General features: G+C 52.0%; 13 protein-coding genes, 1 tRNA gene and 1 riboswitch. Of the genes, 9 read left to right on the forward strand and 5 right to left on the reverse strand.

All coding sequences use genetic code 11. The features are described 5' to 3' along the window. Positions 1-11 precede the first annotated feature (11 nt). Positions 12-1,538 carry a response regulator transcription factor gene (locus H8S75_RS03655; RefSeq protein ID WP_187019376.1) on the reverse strand — a complete coding sequence of 509 codons (1,527 nt, stop codon included), beginning with the start codon at positions 1,536-1,538 and terminating at the stop codon, positions 12-14. Next, on the reverse strand, positions 1,531-3,390 hold the full coding sequence (locus H8S75_RS03660; protein ID WP_187019378.1) for a histidine kinase: 1,860 nt from the start codon (positions 3,388-3,390) through the stop codon (positions 1,531-1,533). Before H8S75_RS03660 ends, H8S75_RS03655 begins: the two co-directional genes overlap by 8 nt. Positions 3,391-3,571: 181 nt before the next feature. Between H8S75_RS03660 and H8S75_RS03665 the strand changes: the two genes are divergently transcribed. From H8S75_RS03665 to H8S75_RS03685, 5 genes are all read left to right on the forward strand, one after another. Beyond that, positions 3,572-4,921, forward strand: a complete 1,350-nt coding sequence (locus H8S75_RS03665; protein WP_187019380.1) for an ABC transporter substrate-binding protein — start codon at positions 3,572-3,574, stop codon at positions 4,919-4,921. 93 nt (positions 4,922-5,014) lie between these two features. Beyond that, on the forward strand, positions 5,015-5,896 hold the full coding sequence (locus H8S75_RS03670; RefSeq protein WP_055653047.1) for a carbohydrate ABC transporter permease: 882 nt from the start codon (positions 5,015-5,017) through the stop codon (positions 5,894-5,896). Then, positions 5,896-6,726 carry a carbohydrate ABC transporter permease gene (locus tag H8S75_RS03675; protein WP_187019381.1) on the forward strand — a complete coding sequence of 277 codons (831 nt, stop codon included), beginning with the start codon at positions 5,896-5,898 and terminating at the stop codon, positions 6,724-6,726. The genes H8S75_RS03670 and H8S75_RS03675 overlap by 1 nt, the downstream gene beginning before the upstream one ends. 55 nt (positions 6,727-6,781) lie before the next feature. Beyond that, positions 6,782-8,569 carry a glycoside hydrolase family 36 protein gene (locus H8S75_RS03680; protein WP_243270158.1) on the forward strand — a complete coding sequence of 596 codons (1,788 nt, stop codon included), beginning with the start codon at positions 6,782-6,784 and terminating at the stop codon, positions 8,567-8,569. 139 nt (positions 8,570-8,708) lie between these two features. Continuing rightward, a riboswitch (purine riboswitch) is annotated at positions 8,709-8,809 on the forward strand. A gap of 271 nt (positions 8,810-9,080) precedes the next feature. After that, positions 9,081-10,412, forward strand: a complete 1,332-nt coding sequence (locus tag H8S75_RS03685; protein ID WP_187019384.1) for a uracil-xanthine permease family protein — start codon at positions 9,081-9,083, stop codon at positions 10,410-10,412. A gap of 69 nt (positions 10,413-10,481) precedes the next feature. Here H8S75_RS03685 and H8S75_RS03690 read toward each other — a convergent pair. Next, positions 10,482-10,554, reverse strand: a tRNA-Asn gene (locus tag H8S75_RS03690). Between the two features lie 166 nt (positions 10,555-10,720). Between H8S75_RS03690 and H8S75_RS03695 the strand changes: the two genes are divergently transcribed. Then, on the forward strand, positions 10,721-12,016 hold the full coding sequence (locus H8S75_RS03695; RefSeq protein WP_187019641.1) for a TrkH family potassium uptake protein: 1,296 nt from the start codon (positions 10,721-10,723) through the stop codon (positions 12,014-12,016). 12 nt (positions 12,017-12,028) lie between these two features. After that, complete coding sequence (locus H8S75_RS03700) at positions 12,029-12,703, forward strand: potassium channel family protein (protein WP_187019386.1); 675 nt, start codon at positions 12,029-12,031, stop codon at positions 12,701-12,703. Positions 12,704-12,817: 114 nt separating this feature from the next. Here H8S75_RS03700 and H8S75_RS03705 read toward each other — a convergent pair whose 3' ends face one another. Continuing rightward, a complete protein-coding gene (locus H8S75_RS03705) occupies positions 12,818-13,744 on the reverse strand; it encodes an NAD-dependent epimerase/dehydratase family protein (RefSeq protein WP_187019388.1) in 927 nt (308 codons plus the stop codon). Beyond that, positions 13,741-14,580, reverse strand: a complete 840-nt coding sequence (locus H8S75_RS03710) for a helix-turn-helix transcriptional regulator (protein ID WP_117620503.1) — start codon at positions 14,578-14,580, stop codon at positions 13,741-13,743. Before H8S75_RS03710 ends, H8S75_RS03705 begins: the two co-directional genes overlap by 4 nt. 277 nt (positions 14,581-14,857) lie before the next feature. Here H8S75_RS03710 and H8S75_RS03715 point away from each other — a divergent pair, with 277 nt between their 5' ends. Beyond that, entirely contained in the window at positions 14,858-15,973 is a 1,116-nt protein-coding gene (locus tag H8S75_RS03715; protein ID WP_187019389.1) for a Gfo/Idh/MocA family protein, read from the forward strand. Beyond that, positions 15,948-17,960, forward strand: a complete 2,013-nt coding sequence (locus H8S75_RS03720) for an alpha-glucuronidase (protein ID WP_187019391.1) — start codon at positions 15,948-15,950, stop codon at positions 17,958-17,960. Before H8S75_RS03715 ends, H8S75_RS03720 begins: the two co-directional genes overlap by 26 nt. Positions 17,961-17,968: the final 8 nt, after the last annotated feature.

Here is a 17,968-nt window from a genome sequence, read left to right on the forward strand (position 1 = left end):
GGAACCCTGCGCTACGGCTGGGAAAGAATCCTGTACTCGGAAGGAGACTTCCCTGTAATGGATTTAAACGCCTTGCTGAAATAATACTGATCGGAGTAACCGCAGAACTCTGCGACCTGGCGCACGGAAAAGTCGGAGTTGGCAAAGTATTCGCAGGCGTGGCGGATCCGAACGGAGGTCAGATATTCGATGGGCCTGGTTCCCGTATATTTCTTGAACATGCGGCTGAAATAGGCCGGCGTCAGGGAAAAAGCAGTGGCGATGTCATTGATATTGATGTTGGCGGCGTAGTTCTTCTCGATGTATTCCTGAATATCCGCGGCCATTCTGGCGGAGTCGGACTGGCCGGAGGTGTTGCAGAGGGAGGCGTTCTGCATGAGCTGCTCCACGAAAAACTTCAGGTAGGAGAAGAGATCCCCGTAGCTTTTGGAGTAGGTGATGTATTCGTCGATCTCCAAATCAAAGTCCACCGAGGTCTGCTCCGGAAAACAGTCTTTAAACAGCTTTTTTAAGCAGTAATCGACGGTGATCTGGGCCGCGTTCTGACTTTCGAGGGTGTCCAAAAGCGCGGCCATGGTCTCCTGGAATCTGGCTTCATCCTGGTTTCTGACACAGAACAGGAATTTTTGAAGCTGTGCGGCGGTCAGATAGGACGATAAGTCAGGCATATTTATTTCAAATGGTTTGGCTTCCAGAAGGGAGGAGCGCCCGAAGAGCAGGTTCCGCTCCGTATAAGTCCGCATGATCTGAACCTCCATGCCGATGTTGTCCACATGGCGGATGCGGCGGCTGATACAGACGGTTATGGGGAGGCCCGACCCTGAGGAAGCGGAGAGAACCTCCTCTGCGATCTGCCTCGCCGTCGTGGATTCGGGATTGCTGCAGCAGACGAGACAGATGCGTTCGTTCTCGTGCCTGCCGGAGAATAAGTAAGTCATCTCGCCCTCCTGCTTCCGGGAGCGGCATGCGTTTTCCAGGAGGTGAAAGGCCCCCACGTCCTCATGGGGCAGGGCGTAATCCAGAAGGAACGTGGGATAGGAGCCCGCCGTCATCAGAAGAAGCTGATAGCAGTCATAGGGAAACGTCGTGTTAATATGCCCGGTCCGGCTGCCGGGGGACTGAATCAGGGATTCGAGGAGATGGCGGTTGTAATCTTTCTTTTTCATGGAGATTTTCTCTTTCAGCTCTGAGAGAACGTAGGCGATGTCGTCTGCCGAAAGCGGCTTTAAGAGATACTCATCCACACCCAGCTTCATGGCCTCCCGGGCAAATTCAAAGTCCCGGTATCCGCTTATGATGACGGTGTGGATCTGCCTGTTTTCGGCCTTCAGCCGTGAGATCACCTCCAGTCCGCTCAAAAACGGCATCTTGATATCGGTAAAGAGAATATCCGGCTGGAGCTCCGCCGCTTTTTCATAGGCCGCTCTGCCGTCGGTGGCGGTCCCGGCTATCTCCATATCCGGATCGCATTTTTCAATTTTCAAGCACAAATCCTTCAGAATCAGTGGCTGGTCTTCGGCGACGACGATCTTAATCATGTGTTATTTCTCCTCTTATTGTGATGAGACAGCCACCGGGGCTGTTCTGATTGTCGGGTCGGCTCACGCACAGGGCGCGGGAGCCGCCGTTTTCTATGTACATATCCACATTTCCGTTAAAATACAGGAACAGCCTGCCGTAGATATTTTTTAATCCCAGGCCGTCAATCTCCAGATCACGGTATAAGTCTGCCGTTTTTCTGGAGCCGTAGGCGTCCTTGAATTCCTGGAAGTCAGAGAGCGCCTCCGGTGAAAATCCACTTCCATTGTCGGCGATCCGTATGAACCAGGAGGCGCCTTCGATGGCGCAGCTGATGGTGATGTGCCACGGGGGCAGACACTCCCGGAAGCCATGCTTGAAACAGTTTTCCACTAACGGCTCGATGGTCAGCCTGGGCAGAAAGAGATTGGCCGTTTCGAGCGGGGCGTCAATGGTGTAATCGAAGCTGCCGTCATAGGAGATTTTCATGAAGTCCAGGTAATTCCGGGTGTGGCGTATCTCTTCGGTGAGCTTGGCCTCCGGGCTGGAGGAGGTGATGTAGCGCATCATGGAAGAGAACTGCTGGCACATCCTGGAGGTAACTTCGCTTCCATAAATCTCACTGGCCGCGCTGATGGAGTTTAAGGCGTTGTAGAGAAAATGAGGGTTAATCTGGGCCTGGAGGGCCGCTAAGTTGGCGTTGCTCTCCCGGATCTGGGCCTCGTATACCTCCTTGATGGAGTCCTTCAGCTTTACCAGCATCTGATTGAAGGAGCTGTTGATGAGCTCAAACTCATCGAGGAAGTCCGAGGACAGGTTTAAGGGCGCATCCTGGTCGAGGCTCAGCGCGTTGATGTAGCGGATCATCTGGTTCAGCGGCTTCGAAACGATGGAGATAATGACGAATATGATAGCGCAGGTGGTGGTCAGAATGAGGATAACGGCCAGGATGGTATTGGTCGCATTCTGCTTCCGATACTGTGCCAGCGTGCTCTGGTTGGAGACTAAGAGTACGTGAAAACGGTTATTTAAGATGGAGTTTCCGTAATAGGCGTATTCATCGCTGTAGAAATCCGGAACGCCGTTCCTAAACTGCGCAACAATATGATCGATGGTTTCAGGGGGAAGGACGGTGACGGTCTCCTCATAGGGATAGATCTGGCGGCAGCCGGAATCGAGGATTACGATCTCCTTCTCGTCTCCGAAGCTTTCCTGGCGGCAGATGGAATCCAGGTGGGCATAGGGCACCTGGATCTCGACGAGTGTGTCCTGAGTCGTGGTGATATCGGAAAAATTCCGTATGGCGGACAGCACGACCTTGTCGTCGCCGGACCAGGGGGAGAGGTGGGGGCCTAAGTAGAGCTGGTCGTACCGCGCCTCCATGAGCTGCTCAAAGGAGCGGTCCGACGACAGGGCGCGTTTTAACAGGCCTTCATCGTGAAGATAGAGGCCCGTATAATAGAAATAGTCCAGATTCCGGTTGTAGAGAAGCACATTGGAGATGATGGGCGAAAACATCATGTTAATCAGCGTCTTCTGGATTGTCCTGGTCTTTTCCAGCTCCTCCATCATCTGCTGCTGGGTGAGCTGGGAATCACGGATATTCAAATTCAGCACCGTGCCCCGCAGCGTGGAATTCTTTGTGATAGAGGTGGCGGCCACATCCATCTGCTCATACAGCGACGCGATCTGAGAGGAGATGCGCTCCAGAACCATGGCGGAGCCGCGGTAATCATTATCCTTTGCATTTTTAAGTGAAGTCATGGAAAATAAAAGGGATACGAAAAGTGCGATGAACAGGAAAATTCCGGCCACGGAAAGAAACAGCCGGAATTTGAATTTTAGTTTGAAATGCCTCTTTTTTGAATCCATGTCAGTCTCCATTTCCTTCTGCGTGATTACCTATATCATAGCGAAAAATCGGTAGAATGACAATGGAAAAAAGAGAGGTCAAAAAAATACAAACGGATAAGAGAAATTTTTCCATTCGCTTTTTTCTGAGAATCAATTATACTGATTGCACAACAGATGAAACAAATTGAAGGAGGTAGCTATGAAGAAAAGACAATTGACAGGTGTTCTGTTATGCGCGGCTCTTGCGGCCGGATTGCTGGCAGGCTGCGGCCAGAAGGCCGGGACGACAGAAACGGCAGGAGGACAGACTGCGGCGGAAAGCCAGAAGGAGACTCAGGGAGAGAAGAAGGCAAAAGGCGTAACCATCACCGTAGGCTTAAAGGCCTCGCATGTGGAGATATCCAATATTGAGACCTTTAAGAAAGGCTGGGAAGAGGCTACGGGCAATACCGTGGATGTGCAGGCCATCGATGATGACCAGTTCGACTCCCTGCTTCAGACGAAGATGTCCACCAACGGCATGTGGGATATTTTCATTGGAGATACCGGTACGCAGGCGGCTTCCTACCAGCATGCAAAGAATCTGGTGGATTTGTCGTCAGAGCCATGGGTCGCCAATTTAACCGATACGGGGAAGGAATTTGTCACCCACAGCGACGGTAAAATCTACTGTTTCCCCAACGGAGGAGTCAATTCCTTCGGAATCGTCTATAACAAAGAGGTATTCGAGAAAAACGGCCTGGAAGTGCCGAAGACCTTCGAGGAATTTAACGCGGTATGCGACACGTTAAAGGCGGCAGGCATCACACCGGTCTACGTGTCCATGGCGGATGCCTGGACCGTAAACCAGATCATCAACGGCGAGTGGCCCAATATTCTGGCGGCTAATCCGGACGCGCTGGAGAAGCTGAATAAGAACGAGATCCGCTGGGATTCCCTTCCGGAATTCAATGACTTATACGTCAGAATGAAGGGCTGGGTGGACAACGGATATGTGAACAGCGACATGGCTACCGCAACGTACGAGATGGGACAGAAGTCAATCGCTTCCGGAACCGCCGCCATGATGTACATGGGCGACTGGGCAGACCCGGAGTATGCCAAGACAGAGCCATCCGGAAAAGGAAAGATCGGCATGTTCGCGGCGCCGACGAAGGATGGCGACAGCCGTCTTGCGATCGCAGGCCCTGGCGGATATTATATCTCGAATCAGTCTGCCAATGTAGATGCGGCAAAGGATTTCTTAAATTACATGGCATCTGATGAGAATTTAAAGCTGAACATGGATACGAGGGCGTGTACATCGGTCTGGAAGTCTGTTGACGCGGAAAATCTAAGCGTGACGCTTCAGGATACCCAGAGCTATATCGATCAGGGGCTGACAGAAATTCATTATAACCAGACGTATGTAATTACCCCATCCGACGATGCCAACAGCTCATTCCTTTCCGTCCTTCTCGGCCAGAAGAGCCCGGAGGACTGCGCTAAAATATGGAGCGACGCGGTGATCGTGGTAGGGAAGCAGCTGGGATTCGACGGATTTAAGTAAGGATTTAAACATGTGATTGGATCGAATGGACTGTCTTACAGAGCTTTTTCGGGAGCGGTTGTATGACAGTCCTTTTTAAAAGGAGGCAGTCTTGTGAGCAAGCTGGAGAAAAAGTATTATCCGCTGGTGTTTGTCGTGCCGGCGCTCATCATATTCACTCTGTTTTATGTCTGCTCGATTGCGGGCGGCTTTGTGTTTTCCTTTACAAACTGGAGCATTTACAACTTTGAAAGTCCGGAGTTTATCGGCATCGAGAATTTTAAGGACTTATTCGCGTCGCAGAGCTTTCTGCCAGCGCTCGGCCATACCTTTTCGTTTGCCGTGATTACCACTGTCATTAAAGTGGGGCTGGGCCTGGTGTTCGCCCTCCTTTTAAACCGGGCGTTTAAGGGCCGGGATTTCTTCCGGGCCATCATATTCCTGCCGTGTACCATCGGTGCACTGGTGATCGGCTACGTCTTCACCTTTATTCTCCAGCCGGACACGGGCGTACTCAACGAGTTTCTGCGCGGCATCGGTCTTGGCGGGCTGGCGCTCAACTGGCTGGGAGATCCAAAGATCGTCCTGTTTACCGTGTGCGCCGTCGAATCCTGGATGTGGATTGGATTCAATACGGCCATTATTCTGGCGGGCCTTCAGTCGATCTCGACGGATGTCTACGAGGCGGCCAGGCTGGACGGGGCCAGCGCATGGCAGACAACGCGCCATATCACGCTTCCTCTGGTCACGCCGTCCATTAATACCACCATTACCTTATGCGTCATCGGCGGCTTCAATATATTTGATATCGTCATGTCCATGACAAACGGCGGGCCAAACGGGGCGACCCAGGTGATCAGCAAGCTGTCGTATGACGCCATGAGGATCGGAACCATGGGATACGCCTCCGCGATCAACCTGATTCAGTTCCTGCTGATCGTGATCGTTATTTCACCGCTGTTAGGCATACTGAGAAGAAGGGAGCCGGATATCTGATGAATGCAAAGACAAAAAAGAGAGTTTCCCGCGGGATCGTCTATGTGATCTGTGCGTTTATGGCGTTTCTCGTGCTGTTTCCGTTTCTGCTGGTCCTTCTGACCTCCTTCAAATCCGTGTCTGAGGCCGCGGTGGTGACATTTTCTCTTCCGGAAAAATTTCTGTGGGAGAATTTTGCCTACGTAATCGAGAAGGGACAGCTGCTGCGGGCGTTTAAGAACAGTCTGATTATCACCGGCTCGGCGGTGACACTGACGGTGTTTGTGGCCTCGATCACGGCCTTTGTCCTGACACGGCGCTCCGACAGGCTGAGCCGGATTTTGAGCAATTACTTCCTGATCGGCATGATTGCGCCCCTTTCTCTTATACCAGAGGTGATGATCGTTAAGTTTTTAGGACTCAGCGGAACCTACGCCGCAATTATTCTGATCCATGTGGCTTCCAGGCTGCCGCTCAGCATCATGATCTATTCGGGCGTCATCAAGGGGATTCCCAGGTCCCTGGATGAATCGGCCATGCTGGAGGGCTGCGGACTCTTAAACATGTTTTACCGGGTGATTTTTCCGCTGTTAAAGCCGGCCGTCTTCACAAATATCATTATCACCTTTATGGGGGTATGGAACGATTTTCAGATCTCCCTGTATTTTGTGACGGATACGGCCAAGAATACGCTGCCTCTCAGCATTTACAGCTTTGTCGGCTATATGACGTATAAATGGAACTACGTGTGCGCGTTTATCGTTTTGTCGATCCTCCCGATTCTTTTGATCTACTGTATTGCACAGAAATATATCGTTGACGGGATGATTGCAGGTGCTGTTAAAAGTTAGAGCGGCCGAAGGCAGAAAAAAACTGACATGACAGGAGGAAAAGCCATTGTGCAGCATGATGAAACGAACAATAGAAATCCGGGAGGAAGGCGTACCGGAGGCGTTCGCGGTGGTAAGGAAATCGTGGGAGGAAGGCGGCGTCCGCTTTCTGTCCTGGTCCTTCCGCGCAGAGCGGGAGACGGTATTTCCGCCGGTGCGGATTCATATCGCGGTCCCGGCCAGAGGCATTCATTACCGCTGGACGCCCAAGCTCCACTTGATCAAGGCCCTCAATTCGGACTGGTTCGAGAATCTGTATGAAACCAGCGGATTCACAGGGGCGCCGGTGGAGTGCCTGATCGCGCAGGATAATAGAAACTGCGCCGTTATCGCCCTGTCCGACACGCTTCATACCATCGGACTGAAAAGCATCCCCGTGGAGGAAACCGCACAGTACGATGTGGAGATAGCCCTGTTTGACCGGGAGGCATACCGTGGGCTGGAGTATTCGGTAACGGTGCGCGTGGATACCCGTCCCCTGCCTTATTATGAAGCGCTTGCGGACACGGCTAAATGGTGGGAGACCATTCCTGGCAATGAACCGGCCGTGGTGCCGGAAGCGGCCAGGGAGATCATGTATTCCACCTGGTACAGTTACCACCAGAACGTGGATGAAAAGACGCTGTTCGCCCAGGCGGAGCTGGCGAAGGAACTCGGATGCGGCAGCCTTCTTCTGGATGACGGATGGCAGACGGAGGATACCGGACGCGGTTATGCATACTGCGGAGACTGGAAACCGGCTCCCTCCAAATTTCCTGATATGGCTGGATTTGTAAAACGGATGCACGATATCGGTATGGGCGTCATCCCATGGTATTCGGTTCCCTTTATCGGTGAGCGATCGGAAAATTTCGAGCGGTTTAAGGACATGCTCATCGACCCGGATGCGGAGCGGGAGTGGCATGTGCTGGACCCGCGGTATCCAGAGGTCAGGGAGTTTTTGATCGGTATTTATGAAAAAGCGCTTCTGGACTGGGATTTAGACGGCTTCAAGCTGGACTTTGTGGATGAATTCGTGGTTACGCCATTTGGCGGAAGGGAGGAGGACGATAGGCGGGACTGTACTTCCTTTACCGAGGCGGCCGACCGGCTGATGAAAGACTGCATGGCGCGGTTAAAAAGCCATAAGGCAGATATTATGCTGGAATTCCGGCAGACGTATAACGGGCCGCGGATGCGCAGCTTCGGCAATATTTTCCGCGCCGTGGACTGCCCCTTCGACGACGCAGAGAACCATGTGCGCGTGACGGACCTCCGGCTGATCGCAGGGAAGAGCGCGGTGCACTCCGATATGCTCATGTGGGATCGGGAGGATACTGCGGCGGGGGCGGCCCTGCAGATGATACAGATTCTGTTCAGCGTGCCGCAGCTTTCCATGAGGCTGGAGGAGCTTCCGCGGGAGCATAAGGAGATGCTGGCTTACTACTGCGGCCTGTGGAAACAGTATAAGAAGGCGTTTCTGGAGGGGAGCTTTGAACCTATGAACCCGCAGTGCCGTTATAACGTCATCATGGGCCGTGCGGGGGAGCAGCTGGCCTGCACTTACCACAGCCGGGAGCTGGTTTCCGTGCATCAGCCGGCAAGAGAGATGGTGTTTGTCAATGGAACCGGGAGAGAGGGACTGCTCCTCCGCCTGGGAAGCGGCAAAACGGTGTATAAAATGACGGTGCGGGAGTGTACAGGCGGGCTGCTGTCCTCCGGCCTTCTGACCGACGACGGCGGGATTCTCACCGTACCGGTTCCGGCGGGCGGAACGGTTGAACTTATAGAAGATGGATCGGATTTTTCTATTCACAAATCTTAAAAATATGCAGATTAAAATAAAAAGTTTTATTATGCATGATATCTAAAATAATTTAAGAATACCTAAAAAATATGTTGACTTTATTGATAAAAATGTTTATAATAAAACATATCAAATCAATGTTTTTGTGAAAATTGAATAGAAATAACCGTATGCATCTTGTATATGTCCAGGATAATGGCCTGGACGTTTCTATCCGACTTCCTAAATGTCAGGGCTACAGGAGCAGCTTTTAAGCTGCCTGTCTCCGACAGCCGGGAAGTCTTTTTTTGTTTCGCCAAAAAGGACGTCCTAAGGAACAAAAAAAGACTTCCCGGCTGGACGGTATGACACGCTATACGGCAGATTCCGATTCTCATGGTAAAGAGGGGGTGAACGATGACTGAAAAGTGCCGTAGATGAAGGAAACTGCAGACGGTGCTCTCTGCTTTGATGACAGGGGGCGGAACGCGGACAGTTCAGCAGACGACGGCAAAAACATTGAAATAAGAAAATGATAAAGGAGAATATCATGAAAAGCAATGCAGAAGTCAGCATTAACAACATTTACAGACTGGACGGGCGTGTGCCTTTGGGAAAAGCGATCCCCTTCGGTCTGCAGCATGTACTGGCAATGTTCGTGGCGAATCTGACTCCAATCGTCATCGTGACTGCGGCGGCGGGGTTAGAGACCAGCCAGACGGCTGCCCTGATCCAGAATGCCATGTTCATCGCAGGGGTTGCTACGCTGATTCAGTTGTATCCGCTCTGGCGCATCGGTGCGAAGCTTCCGATCGTTATGGGAGTGAGCTTTACGTTTGTGACCATTTTGAGCTCTGTGGGGGCCAAATACGGCTATCCCTCCATGCTGGGGGCCATTCTCATCGGCGGCCTGGTGGAGGGAACTCTGGGCCTGTTCGCCAAATACTGGCGAAAGCTGATTTCCCCCATTGTATCGGCCTGTGTCGTGACCTCCATCGGTTTTTCACTCCTGACAGTGGGCGCGCGCTCTTTCGGCGGCGGTTATTCCGATTCCTTTGGTTCTGCGACCAACTTATTAATCGGTACCGTTACGCTCCTCAGCTGTATTCTGTTTAATGTATTTGCGAAGTCCTTCTGGAAACAGCTTTCCGTCCTGTTTGGCCTGGTGGTGGGCTACGTGCTCGCCATCGTACTTGGTGTTGTGGATTTGTCCGGGATGCTGGAAGGCGGTATTTTATCCCTTCCGCGTATCCTGCCGTTTCTGCCGGAGTTTCACGCCGGCGCCATTCTGTCTGTCGTTGTAATCTTTCTGGTGTCGGCGACGGAGACGATCGGCGACACGACCGCCATGGTCGTATCCGGCCTCGACCGCGATATTACGGAGAAAGAGATATCCGGCTCCCTGGCCTGTGACGGATTCGCCAGCAGTATCTCCTCACTGTTCGGATGTCTTCCGGTAACCTCCTTCAGCCAGAACGTGGGGCTGATTGCCATGACAAAGGTTGTCAACCGTTTTACCATCATGACGGGGGCCATCTGCATGATTCTGGCCGGACTGTTCCCGCCGATCGGCTCCTTCTTCGCATCTCTTCCGGATGCCGTTCTGGGCGGCTGTACGATCATGATGTTTGGCTCTATCATCATCAGCGGTGTACAGATGCTTGCCCGCGCCGGTTTCAGCCAGAGAAATACGATTATCAGCTCCCTTTCTCTGAGCGTGGGAATCGGATTTACCCTGCTTCCGGAGATATTCCAGATATTCCCGGCCATCCTCCAGGATGTGTTTGCGGAAAACTGTGTGGCAGTAGTATTTGTTCTGGCTCTCGTACTTAATCTGATTCTGCCGGAAAATATGGATATTGAGAAGGCAGTGGAAGAGTAATCCTACACTTAACAACAAAAAAAGATCAGATATCGTGACAGATATCTGATCTTTTTCTTATAAGAAAAACTCCCCGAGTAGGACTTGAACCTACGACAGCGCGGTTAACAGCCGCGTGCTCTACCGACTGAGCTATCGAGGAATATAGACATTATTATACCCAATGGAAATAAAATGTCAAGGGTATTTTGGAAAAAAGTAAAAAATAGTTTTTTCAAAGTTAAAGATGTGTTAAGTATTCTGATAAAGGATTGAATCCCGGGCATGTTTGTGCTAACTTAGCCATATCATAAAAAGAGAGGTGCATGATGAGTGAACATTTGCGTAAATTGAGCCCGGGCCGGATTGTCGTGCTGGGCTTTGCTTTCGTTATTTTGACAGGAAGCCTGATTCTGTGGCTTCCCATTTCGGCAAACGAGGGGGTTCACGTGAACTACATAGACGCCCTGTTTACGTCCACCAGCGCGGTGTGCGTGACAGGGCTGATCGCAGTAGATACGGCGGATACCTTTAATGTATTCGGCAGGACGGTGGTAGCTCTTTTAATCCAGATCGGCGGCCTGGGAGTTACCTGCGTCGGTGTCGGCTTTATTCTGCTGGCAGGAAAGAAGATAGGAATTCATGGCCGCGTGCTGATCCGTGATTCCATGAACTTAACTACGGTAAAGGGCGTGGTGGCGCTGGTTGAATCCATTCTCTTTATGACGCTGCTGTTCGAGGGCATCGGCGCGTTTTTAAGCTTTATGGTATTTTCCAGGGATTATCCGGCTCTGGATGCGCTGGGAATCAGCGTATTCCATTCCGTGGCGGCGTTTAACAACTCGGGTTTTGACATCCTGGGAGGACTGACAAACCTGATTCCATATCAGGACAACGTCCTCTTGAATCTTACCACCTGCGGCCTGATTATCTTCGGCGGCCTGGGATTTCTCGTAATCCGGGAGGTGTGGGTGAAGCGCTCCTGGAAGAAGCTGAGTCTCCATTCGAAGGTCGTTATTCTTACTTCTGCCGTGCTGCTGGCCGTGGGAACCATACTGTTAAAAATGACAGAGGAGATTACATGGCTGGGCGCCCTGTTTCAGAGCACTTCCGCCAGAACAGCGGGATTTTCCACTTATCCGATCGGAAATTTTTCCAACGCGGGCCTGTTTGTCCTGACGATCCTGATGTTTCTGGGAGCGTCGCCGGGATCGACCGGAGGCGGTATTAAGACTACGACCACATTTGTGCTGGTGAAAAGCATGTTCAGCGCGGCGACCAACAGTCACTGCAGCGCGTTCAAACGCCGGATTCCGACGGAGGTGATCTCACAGGCATTTATCATCACCATACTGGCGCTGGGAGTGGTTTGCATGCAGACCTTTCTGATGTGCCTTGTGGAGCCGGAATACGATTTCATAAAGCTGCTGTTTGAGACGGTCAGCGCGTTCGGAACCGTAGGCCTGTCCACCGGAATTACGCCGGATTTAAACGTATTCGCGAAGCTGATTCTGGTGCTTACCATGTTTATCGGAAGGCTTGGGCCGCTCACCATAGCGACCATCTGGAGTTTTAAACCGAAGGCAGGCGCGTGGTATTCGGAAGAAACTATTACAATAGGGTAGAGGAGAGAGACAATGAAACGCAGGAAAGATACGATAGAGTATGGAATTATAGGACTGGGAAGATTCGGGATCGCACTGGCGACCGCCCTTTCCGAGGCAGGAAAAGAGGTCATGGTGGTTGACAACACGGAGAGCAAGGTAAAGCAGATCCGTGATATGGTCTCGGAGGCCTTCGTCGTCGAGGGCATTGACAAGGCATCATTCGAGAGCGCCGGAATTCAGAACTGTGAGACGGTAATCATATGTATTGGAGAAAAGATTGACACCAGCATTCTGGCTACACTTACCGTCATATCCATGGGAGTGCCCAGAGTCATATCGAAGGCCACCAGCGCAGAGCACGGCTGTGTGCTGGAGAAGATCGGAGCCGAGGTGGTGTACCCGGAGAAAGATATTGCCATCCGTCTGGCCAGGCGCCTCGTATCACCCCATGCGCTGGATTTCATCAGCCTGAACGACGACATCGCGGTCTCGGAGATCCGGCTCACAACGGTGCTGGAGGGCAAGAGCGTGATGGAGGCGGGAATACGCAACCAGTTCGGCTTAAATATCGTGGCGATGGAACGGGAGCACGATACGACTATTGACATTCAGCCCACCTACCGGTTCCGGAAGGAAGACGTGATCGTGGTGATCGGAAAGCGGGATAATATCAATCGGTTTGAGGCGTATTTGTCGGAGGAGTAATACGTAAAGGTGAAGAGGCTGTTCGGAAAGAAAAATGGATTCCGGACAGCCTCTTTGTCTGCTGGTACAGCGGGCCAGACATCCGCCTGTAGGAGCGTTTGGCGGCATAGGGATTTATAAATATCCAAGAGATTCCAGATGGAGTTTTAAGCCTTCTGCCATCGGTGTATCGGGCAGCTGGATGCCGGCGGCCTTTAGTTTCGATAAATCGTAGATCCGGTGGCATAAATGGCCGGAATATTCGGGATGGGCCTCAAGGTATCCGGTGAGAGGCAGTTCCCGTATGGTGATTTCCACACCGAGAAGTCTTCCCAGGATTTCGTAATACAGGCGGTTTTCCACCGCTTCCGGGCCGCCGATGCAGAAGATCTGCTGAAAGGCGCCTTCCCGGTTTACCGAGTCCAGCATAGTGCGTGCCAGATCGCGGACGAAGACCGGCTGTGTGATGTGGATTCCGCCGGTTACGAGAGAGAGAGGCTGTCCTGCCAGAATGAGATCCGGCAGCTCCTTCTGGCGGCTGTGCTCCGGATAGCAGCCCAGCAGAAAACCTGGGCCGTAGATATGGCCGGGACGAAAGAGCGTAACGTTAAGTCCGTGCTCCCCTTCTCCGGAAAAATAGCGGAGAAAGACTTTCTCCATCTTCCGCTTGTTTCCAGCATAGCTGCATTCCTCCGGGGCACCCTTTTCCTCCACGAAGAATCCGTCTTCCGCCTGAGGCGTCGCCTTGCGCGCCGGATCGTAGACAGAGTCGGTCGAGATGACCACCAGCCGGCTGCTCACGAAAGGCAGCACCTCCAGGTCCTGCTCTGCATGGCGTTCATTCATGCATATGCAGTCGAAAACCACATCCCAGGTGATACCCGCTCCCAGGATGGCCTTCTTAAATCCTTCCCTGTCGTCCCGGTCCGCAGAGAGCGGGATAATTCCGGTGCCGAGAGGGCGTTTTCCCCTGGTGAGCGCCCAGACCTCATATGTTTCTTTCGCCATGGAAGCCAGCATACTGCTTAAGCCGCCGCTTCCTCCGATAATCAGTGCTTTCATTCTTCTTTTCCTCCTGGTAGTAAAATCGTGTCTTCTTTTTTCTTTCTTCTTTCCGGCGGAAACATGCCGGAGGGCGGAATCCCCTTCTTCTCCTTAAACAGCTTGCTGAAGTAGAAGATATCTGAAAATCCGCATTGCAGCGCCACCTCGCTGACGCTGTATTCCCCGCTTTTTAACATATTCTCCGCATAGTTTAAACGGAGTGAGATGAGATACTGCTTGAAGGTCATCCCCATGGCCTCCCGGAACAGACTTCCGTAGTAGACGGGATGGAGATGGAACTGGCGGGCCATCAGATCGATGGTAAGCGGGTCCTGATAATGCATGCTCATATAGCGGATGCTGTTTTTGATGCGGGGGTCTTCCTGGCTTAAATGGTTTTCATTCAGGATCAGGTTGGATATCTGATACAGGATGAGGCATAGGATTCCGCGTATCTTCAGCATATATCCAAAATCCCTCTGCAGCCATTCCTCGTGGATTTCGTGGAAACGCGAGATCAGCCGGGGGATGATCCCGATATGGCTGATGATGGGAAGCGGCAGGCGGGCCTCCTGGCCGAACTGATCCCGCAGAAAGATGTTGGTGGAGTAGCACTCCATCAAGTCTTCCGGGATGTTGACAGCCGCCCGGTAGGTATTCTGAGGGATGCAGATTAAATCGCCTTTTTTTACAATATAAATGTGGCCTCCGATGTTGTACTCGGCCTTTCCGTCTATGACGTATGTAATGTCGATGAAGGGGATCACATTCGCATCGATTTTCCAGTTGGGCGTGCACTTCCTGTGGATGTAATAATGAAGTTCAGGAATCATGTTGTTAAAGTCAGGAATCATAAAAGCTCCTTTTCCTCCCGTGTTGCAGAGATAATTCTGCTTGTAGTATGGCTTCATTATAGAGAAGAAAAAACAATTGTGCAACGGAGTTTTTAAACAGAATTTTATCTTTAATAATTACAAATGGCCTTTGATTCCTTCATTCTTTTTTGTTGTGCAACTTGTTATAATGCATTTGTAAATAAACAACATTTAAAAACACTTTGCACAGGGAAGTAACGCCGCCCGGCGGCACCGGTCTCTGCGCAAAAGTAAAAAGTATAAAGGAGGGAAGACCATGACCGGCGTCGCAGTGATCGGAACAGGCGTAATTTCAGAGAGCCATATCGAGGCGTATCTGGCCTTTCAGGACAGGTGCCATATCGCAGCATTGTGCGATCTCGTTCCCCAAAAGGCGGAGGCGCTGAAAGAAAAATACCATTTAAGAGACACGGCTGTTTACAGCAGCTGTAAGGAGGTGGCAGAGCGGAGCGATATCCGTCTGGTCAGCATCTGTACTCCGCCGTATACCCATGGGGAGAGCGCCGTGATCTGCATGAAAGCGGGAAAACATGTTCTGGTGGAAAAGCCCATGGCGTCTTCTCTGGAAGAGTGTGACGAGATGATGCGGGTTCAGCGGGAGACAGGCTGTTATCTGGGAGTTATCTCTCAGAACCGCTACCTGCGGGACAACTGGAGCTTAAAGAGCGTAATCTCCTCCGGAGCCGTGGGAAAGGTCTTGTTCGGACAGGTAGAATCCCTGTGGTTCAGAGGCCGGGAATACTACGATCTATGGTGGCGGGGCACGTGGGAAATGGAAGGCGGAGGCTGTACCCTGAACCACGCCGTACATCAGATCGATCTGCTGAACTGGATCATGGGAGCTCCCCGCACGGTGACGGCTGTCCTGGGGAATGCAGCACATGACAATGCCGAGGTGGAGGATGTGTCCGCCGCGATTCTTACCTATGAAAGCGGTGCGCTCGTGACGGTAACGGCCTCTCTCGTAACGCACGGGGAAGGGCAGAGGCTGAGCTTTCAGTGCGAAAAGGCGGGCTTGGCGTCCCCATGGAAGGCAGTGAGCAGCAGGTCCGCACCAACGGGCTTTCCTATCGAAAACGAAGCGTTTGAGGAACAGCTTCAGACGCGTTACCGGGAGATGCCGCCTCCCCGGTATACCGGTCATATAGGCCAGATCGATACGGTGCTGCGTTTCCTGGAGTGCGGAGAACTGCCGCCGGAGAGCAGCGTGGATGGCCGCCTGGCGCTGGAGGTGATAACCGCCATATACCAGTCGGGCTTTACGGGACAGACGGTTACGCTTCCGCTGTCTGGAGATGCACCCCTTTATACGAAAAAAGGATTTTTGGCGAATGGAAAGCATTTTTATGAGAAAGAGGCGCATCAGAAATGAAGCGCTGTGGAGGACGGAAATCATGCACGGACGGAGAGACTTCTGCTGGCTGGCAAAACAGGTGCAAAACAAAAACATAATTACTTATTATCTGGATGATGGGAAGAAAACGGCAGTTACAGAGACTATAGAGCGGGAAATGCCGCTGCTGTTTAAAGAAATCAGACGATCCGGTTCGCCGGATGCCTCGATTGCTTTTTTACCGGGAGATGAAGCGGCCCTGGGGACAGAAGGGTACCGGATCGGGGAGACGGAGGCCGGTTATAAGATAGAAAGTGCATCTCCTGTGGGATATTTATACGGCATGTACGGGCTGCACCGGCTTCTGACCACACAAAATGAGGCCGGATTTCCGTATGAATCGGTACCGGATCAGAGCATCCGCATGATCGATCATTGGGATAATTTTGACGGTTCCATCGAGCGCGGTTACGCAGGAGAGTCCCTTTTTTACGATCACAACACCTTTCGTGGAGATATGGAGCTTATCCGGCAGTATGCAAGGCTGCTGGCCTCGGTGGGGATCAATGGGGTTCTGATCAACAATGTCAATGTACACAGACCGGAAACATTTTTCGTAACAGGGAAAGCCCTTGCGGAAATCAGGAAGATATCCGACGTGCTGGCTGCATACGGAATTAAGACGTACCTATCCGTTAATTTTGCGGCGCCCATCACGGTGGGACAGTTAAAGAGCGCGGATCCCCTGGAGCCGGAGGTGGCTTTGTGGTGGGAGGAGACGGTAAAACGAATCTATGAGGAGATTCCTGATTTTGCCGGCTTCGTGGTAAAGGCGGATTCGGAAGGAGAACCAGGGCCGTTCACCTACGGCAGGAACCATGACGAAGGCGCCAATATGCTGGCGAGGGCGGCAGGGCTCTACGGAGGAGTCATTATCTGGCGCTGCTTCGTATACGACTGCTCCCAGGACTGGTGGAACCGGGAGGCGGACCGCGCACGCGCCGCTTACGATATCTTCGAACCTCTGGACGGCAGGTTCCTGGACAATGTGATTCTTCAGATCAAGAACGGCCCTATCGATTTCCAGATCAGAGAACCGGTGTCCCCGCTGTTCGGAGCTTTAAAAAAGACAAATCAAATTCTGGAATTTCAGATTACACAGGAGTATACCGGACATCAGAGGGATATCTGTTACCTTGTTCCGATGTGGAAGGAAACCATGGATTTTGATACGAAACACGGCATAGGCCTGACGGTGAAGGAGGCGGTGAGAGAGAACTCCCCTGTCTGCGGCCGATCCGGCATTGCGGGCGTCGGAAACGTGGGAATGGATGCCAACTGGACGGGCAGCAAGCTGGCCCAGGCCAATCTCTACGGCTTCGGAAGGCTGGTCTGGAATCATGAATTATCAGCAGAGGCGATTGCCGAAGAATGGGTCCGCCAGAGCTTTTGCCTGACCGAAGAAAAGTGCGGTAAGCTGGCGGCGATTCTGACGACATCGAGGGACGTGTACGAGGCTTATACCTGTCCTCTTGGCGTTGGCTTCATGTGTAAACCCGCCGTCCACTACGGCGTCGATATCGATGGCTATGAGTACGACCGGTGGGGGACATACCACTATGCCGATAGAGACGGAGTCGGAAGGGACAGGACCGTGAAGACGGGGACCTCCTATACGAGGCAGTATTCCGACGCGCGATTTTCTGAATATGAGGACCTTTCGTCCTGCCCCGATGAGCTGCTGCTCTTTTTCCACCATGTGCCGTACACCCATGTACTGCATTCGGGAAAAACGGTGATTCAGCACATCTACGACACTCATTTTGAGGGCGTGGAGCGGGTGAGAGAGTATCAGGCAGTATGGGAAAGCTTAAAGGATTCCCTGGATGAGGGGAGCTACTTAAATATGAAGGAGCGCCTCGTCTGGCAGCTGGAAAACGCCGTCAGCTGGCGTGACCAGGTAAACACGTACTTTTACCGTAAGTCGGGAATCCCCGATGAAAAGGGTAGAAAAATATACCAATAAATAAAAAG

The organism is Hungatella hominis, from assembly GCF_014288005.1.
GTDB lineage: Bacteria > Bacillota > Clostridia > Lachnospirales > Lachnospiraceae > Hungatella > Hungatella effluvii.

Excerpts from the sequence above, each read along its gene's own strand:
- H8S75_RS03655 (WP_187019376.1), bottom strand. The coding sequence starts at position 1,538 with ATGATTAAGATCGTCGTCGCCGAAGACCAGCCACTGATTCTGAAGGAT.
- H8S75_RS03660 (WP_187019378.1), bottom strand. The coding sequence starts at position 3,390 with ATGGATTCAAAAAAGAGGCATTTCAAACTAAAATTCAAATTCCGGCTG.
- H8S75_RS03665 (WP_187019380.1), top strand. The coding sequence starts at position 3,572 with ATGAAGAAAAGACAATTGACAGGTGTTCTGTTATGCGCGGCTCTTGCG.
- H8S75_RS03675 (WP_187019381.1), top strand. The coding sequence starts at position 5,896 with ATGAATGCAAAGACAAAAAAGAGAGTTTCCCGCGGGATCGTCTATGTG.
- H8S75_RS03680 (WP_243270158.1), top strand. The coding sequence starts at position 6,782 with ATGATGAAACGAACAATAGAAATCCGGGAGGAAGGCGTACCGGAGGCG.
- H8S75_RS03685 (WP_187019384.1), top strand. The coding sequence starts at position 9,081 with ATGAAAAGCAATGCAGAAGTCAGCATTAACAACATTTACAGACTGGAC.
- H8S75_RS03695 (WP_187019641.1), top strand. The coding sequence starts at position 10,721 with ATGAGTGAACATTTGCGTAAATTGAGCCCGGGCCGGATTGTCGTGCTG.
- H8S75_RS03700 (WP_187019386.1), top strand. The coding sequence starts at position 12,029 with ATGAAACGCAGGAAAGATACGATAGAGTATGGAATTATAGGACTGGGA.
- H8S75_RS03705 (WP_187019388.1), bottom strand. The coding sequence starts at position 13,744 with ATGAAAGCACTGATTATCGGAGGAAGCGGCGGCTTAAGCAGTATGCTG.
- H8S75_RS03710 (WP_117620503.1), bottom strand. The coding sequence starts at position 14,580 with ATGATTCCTGACTTTAACAACATGATTCCTGAACTTCATTATTACATC.
- H8S75_RS03715 (WP_187019389.1), top strand. The coding sequence starts at position 14,858 with ATGACCGGCGTCGCAGTGATCGGAACAGGCGTAATTTCAGAGAGCCAT.
- H8S75_RS03720 (WP_187019391.1), top strand. The coding sequence starts at position 15,948 with ATGAGAAAGAGGCGCATCAGAAATGAAGCGCTGTGGAGGACGGAAATC.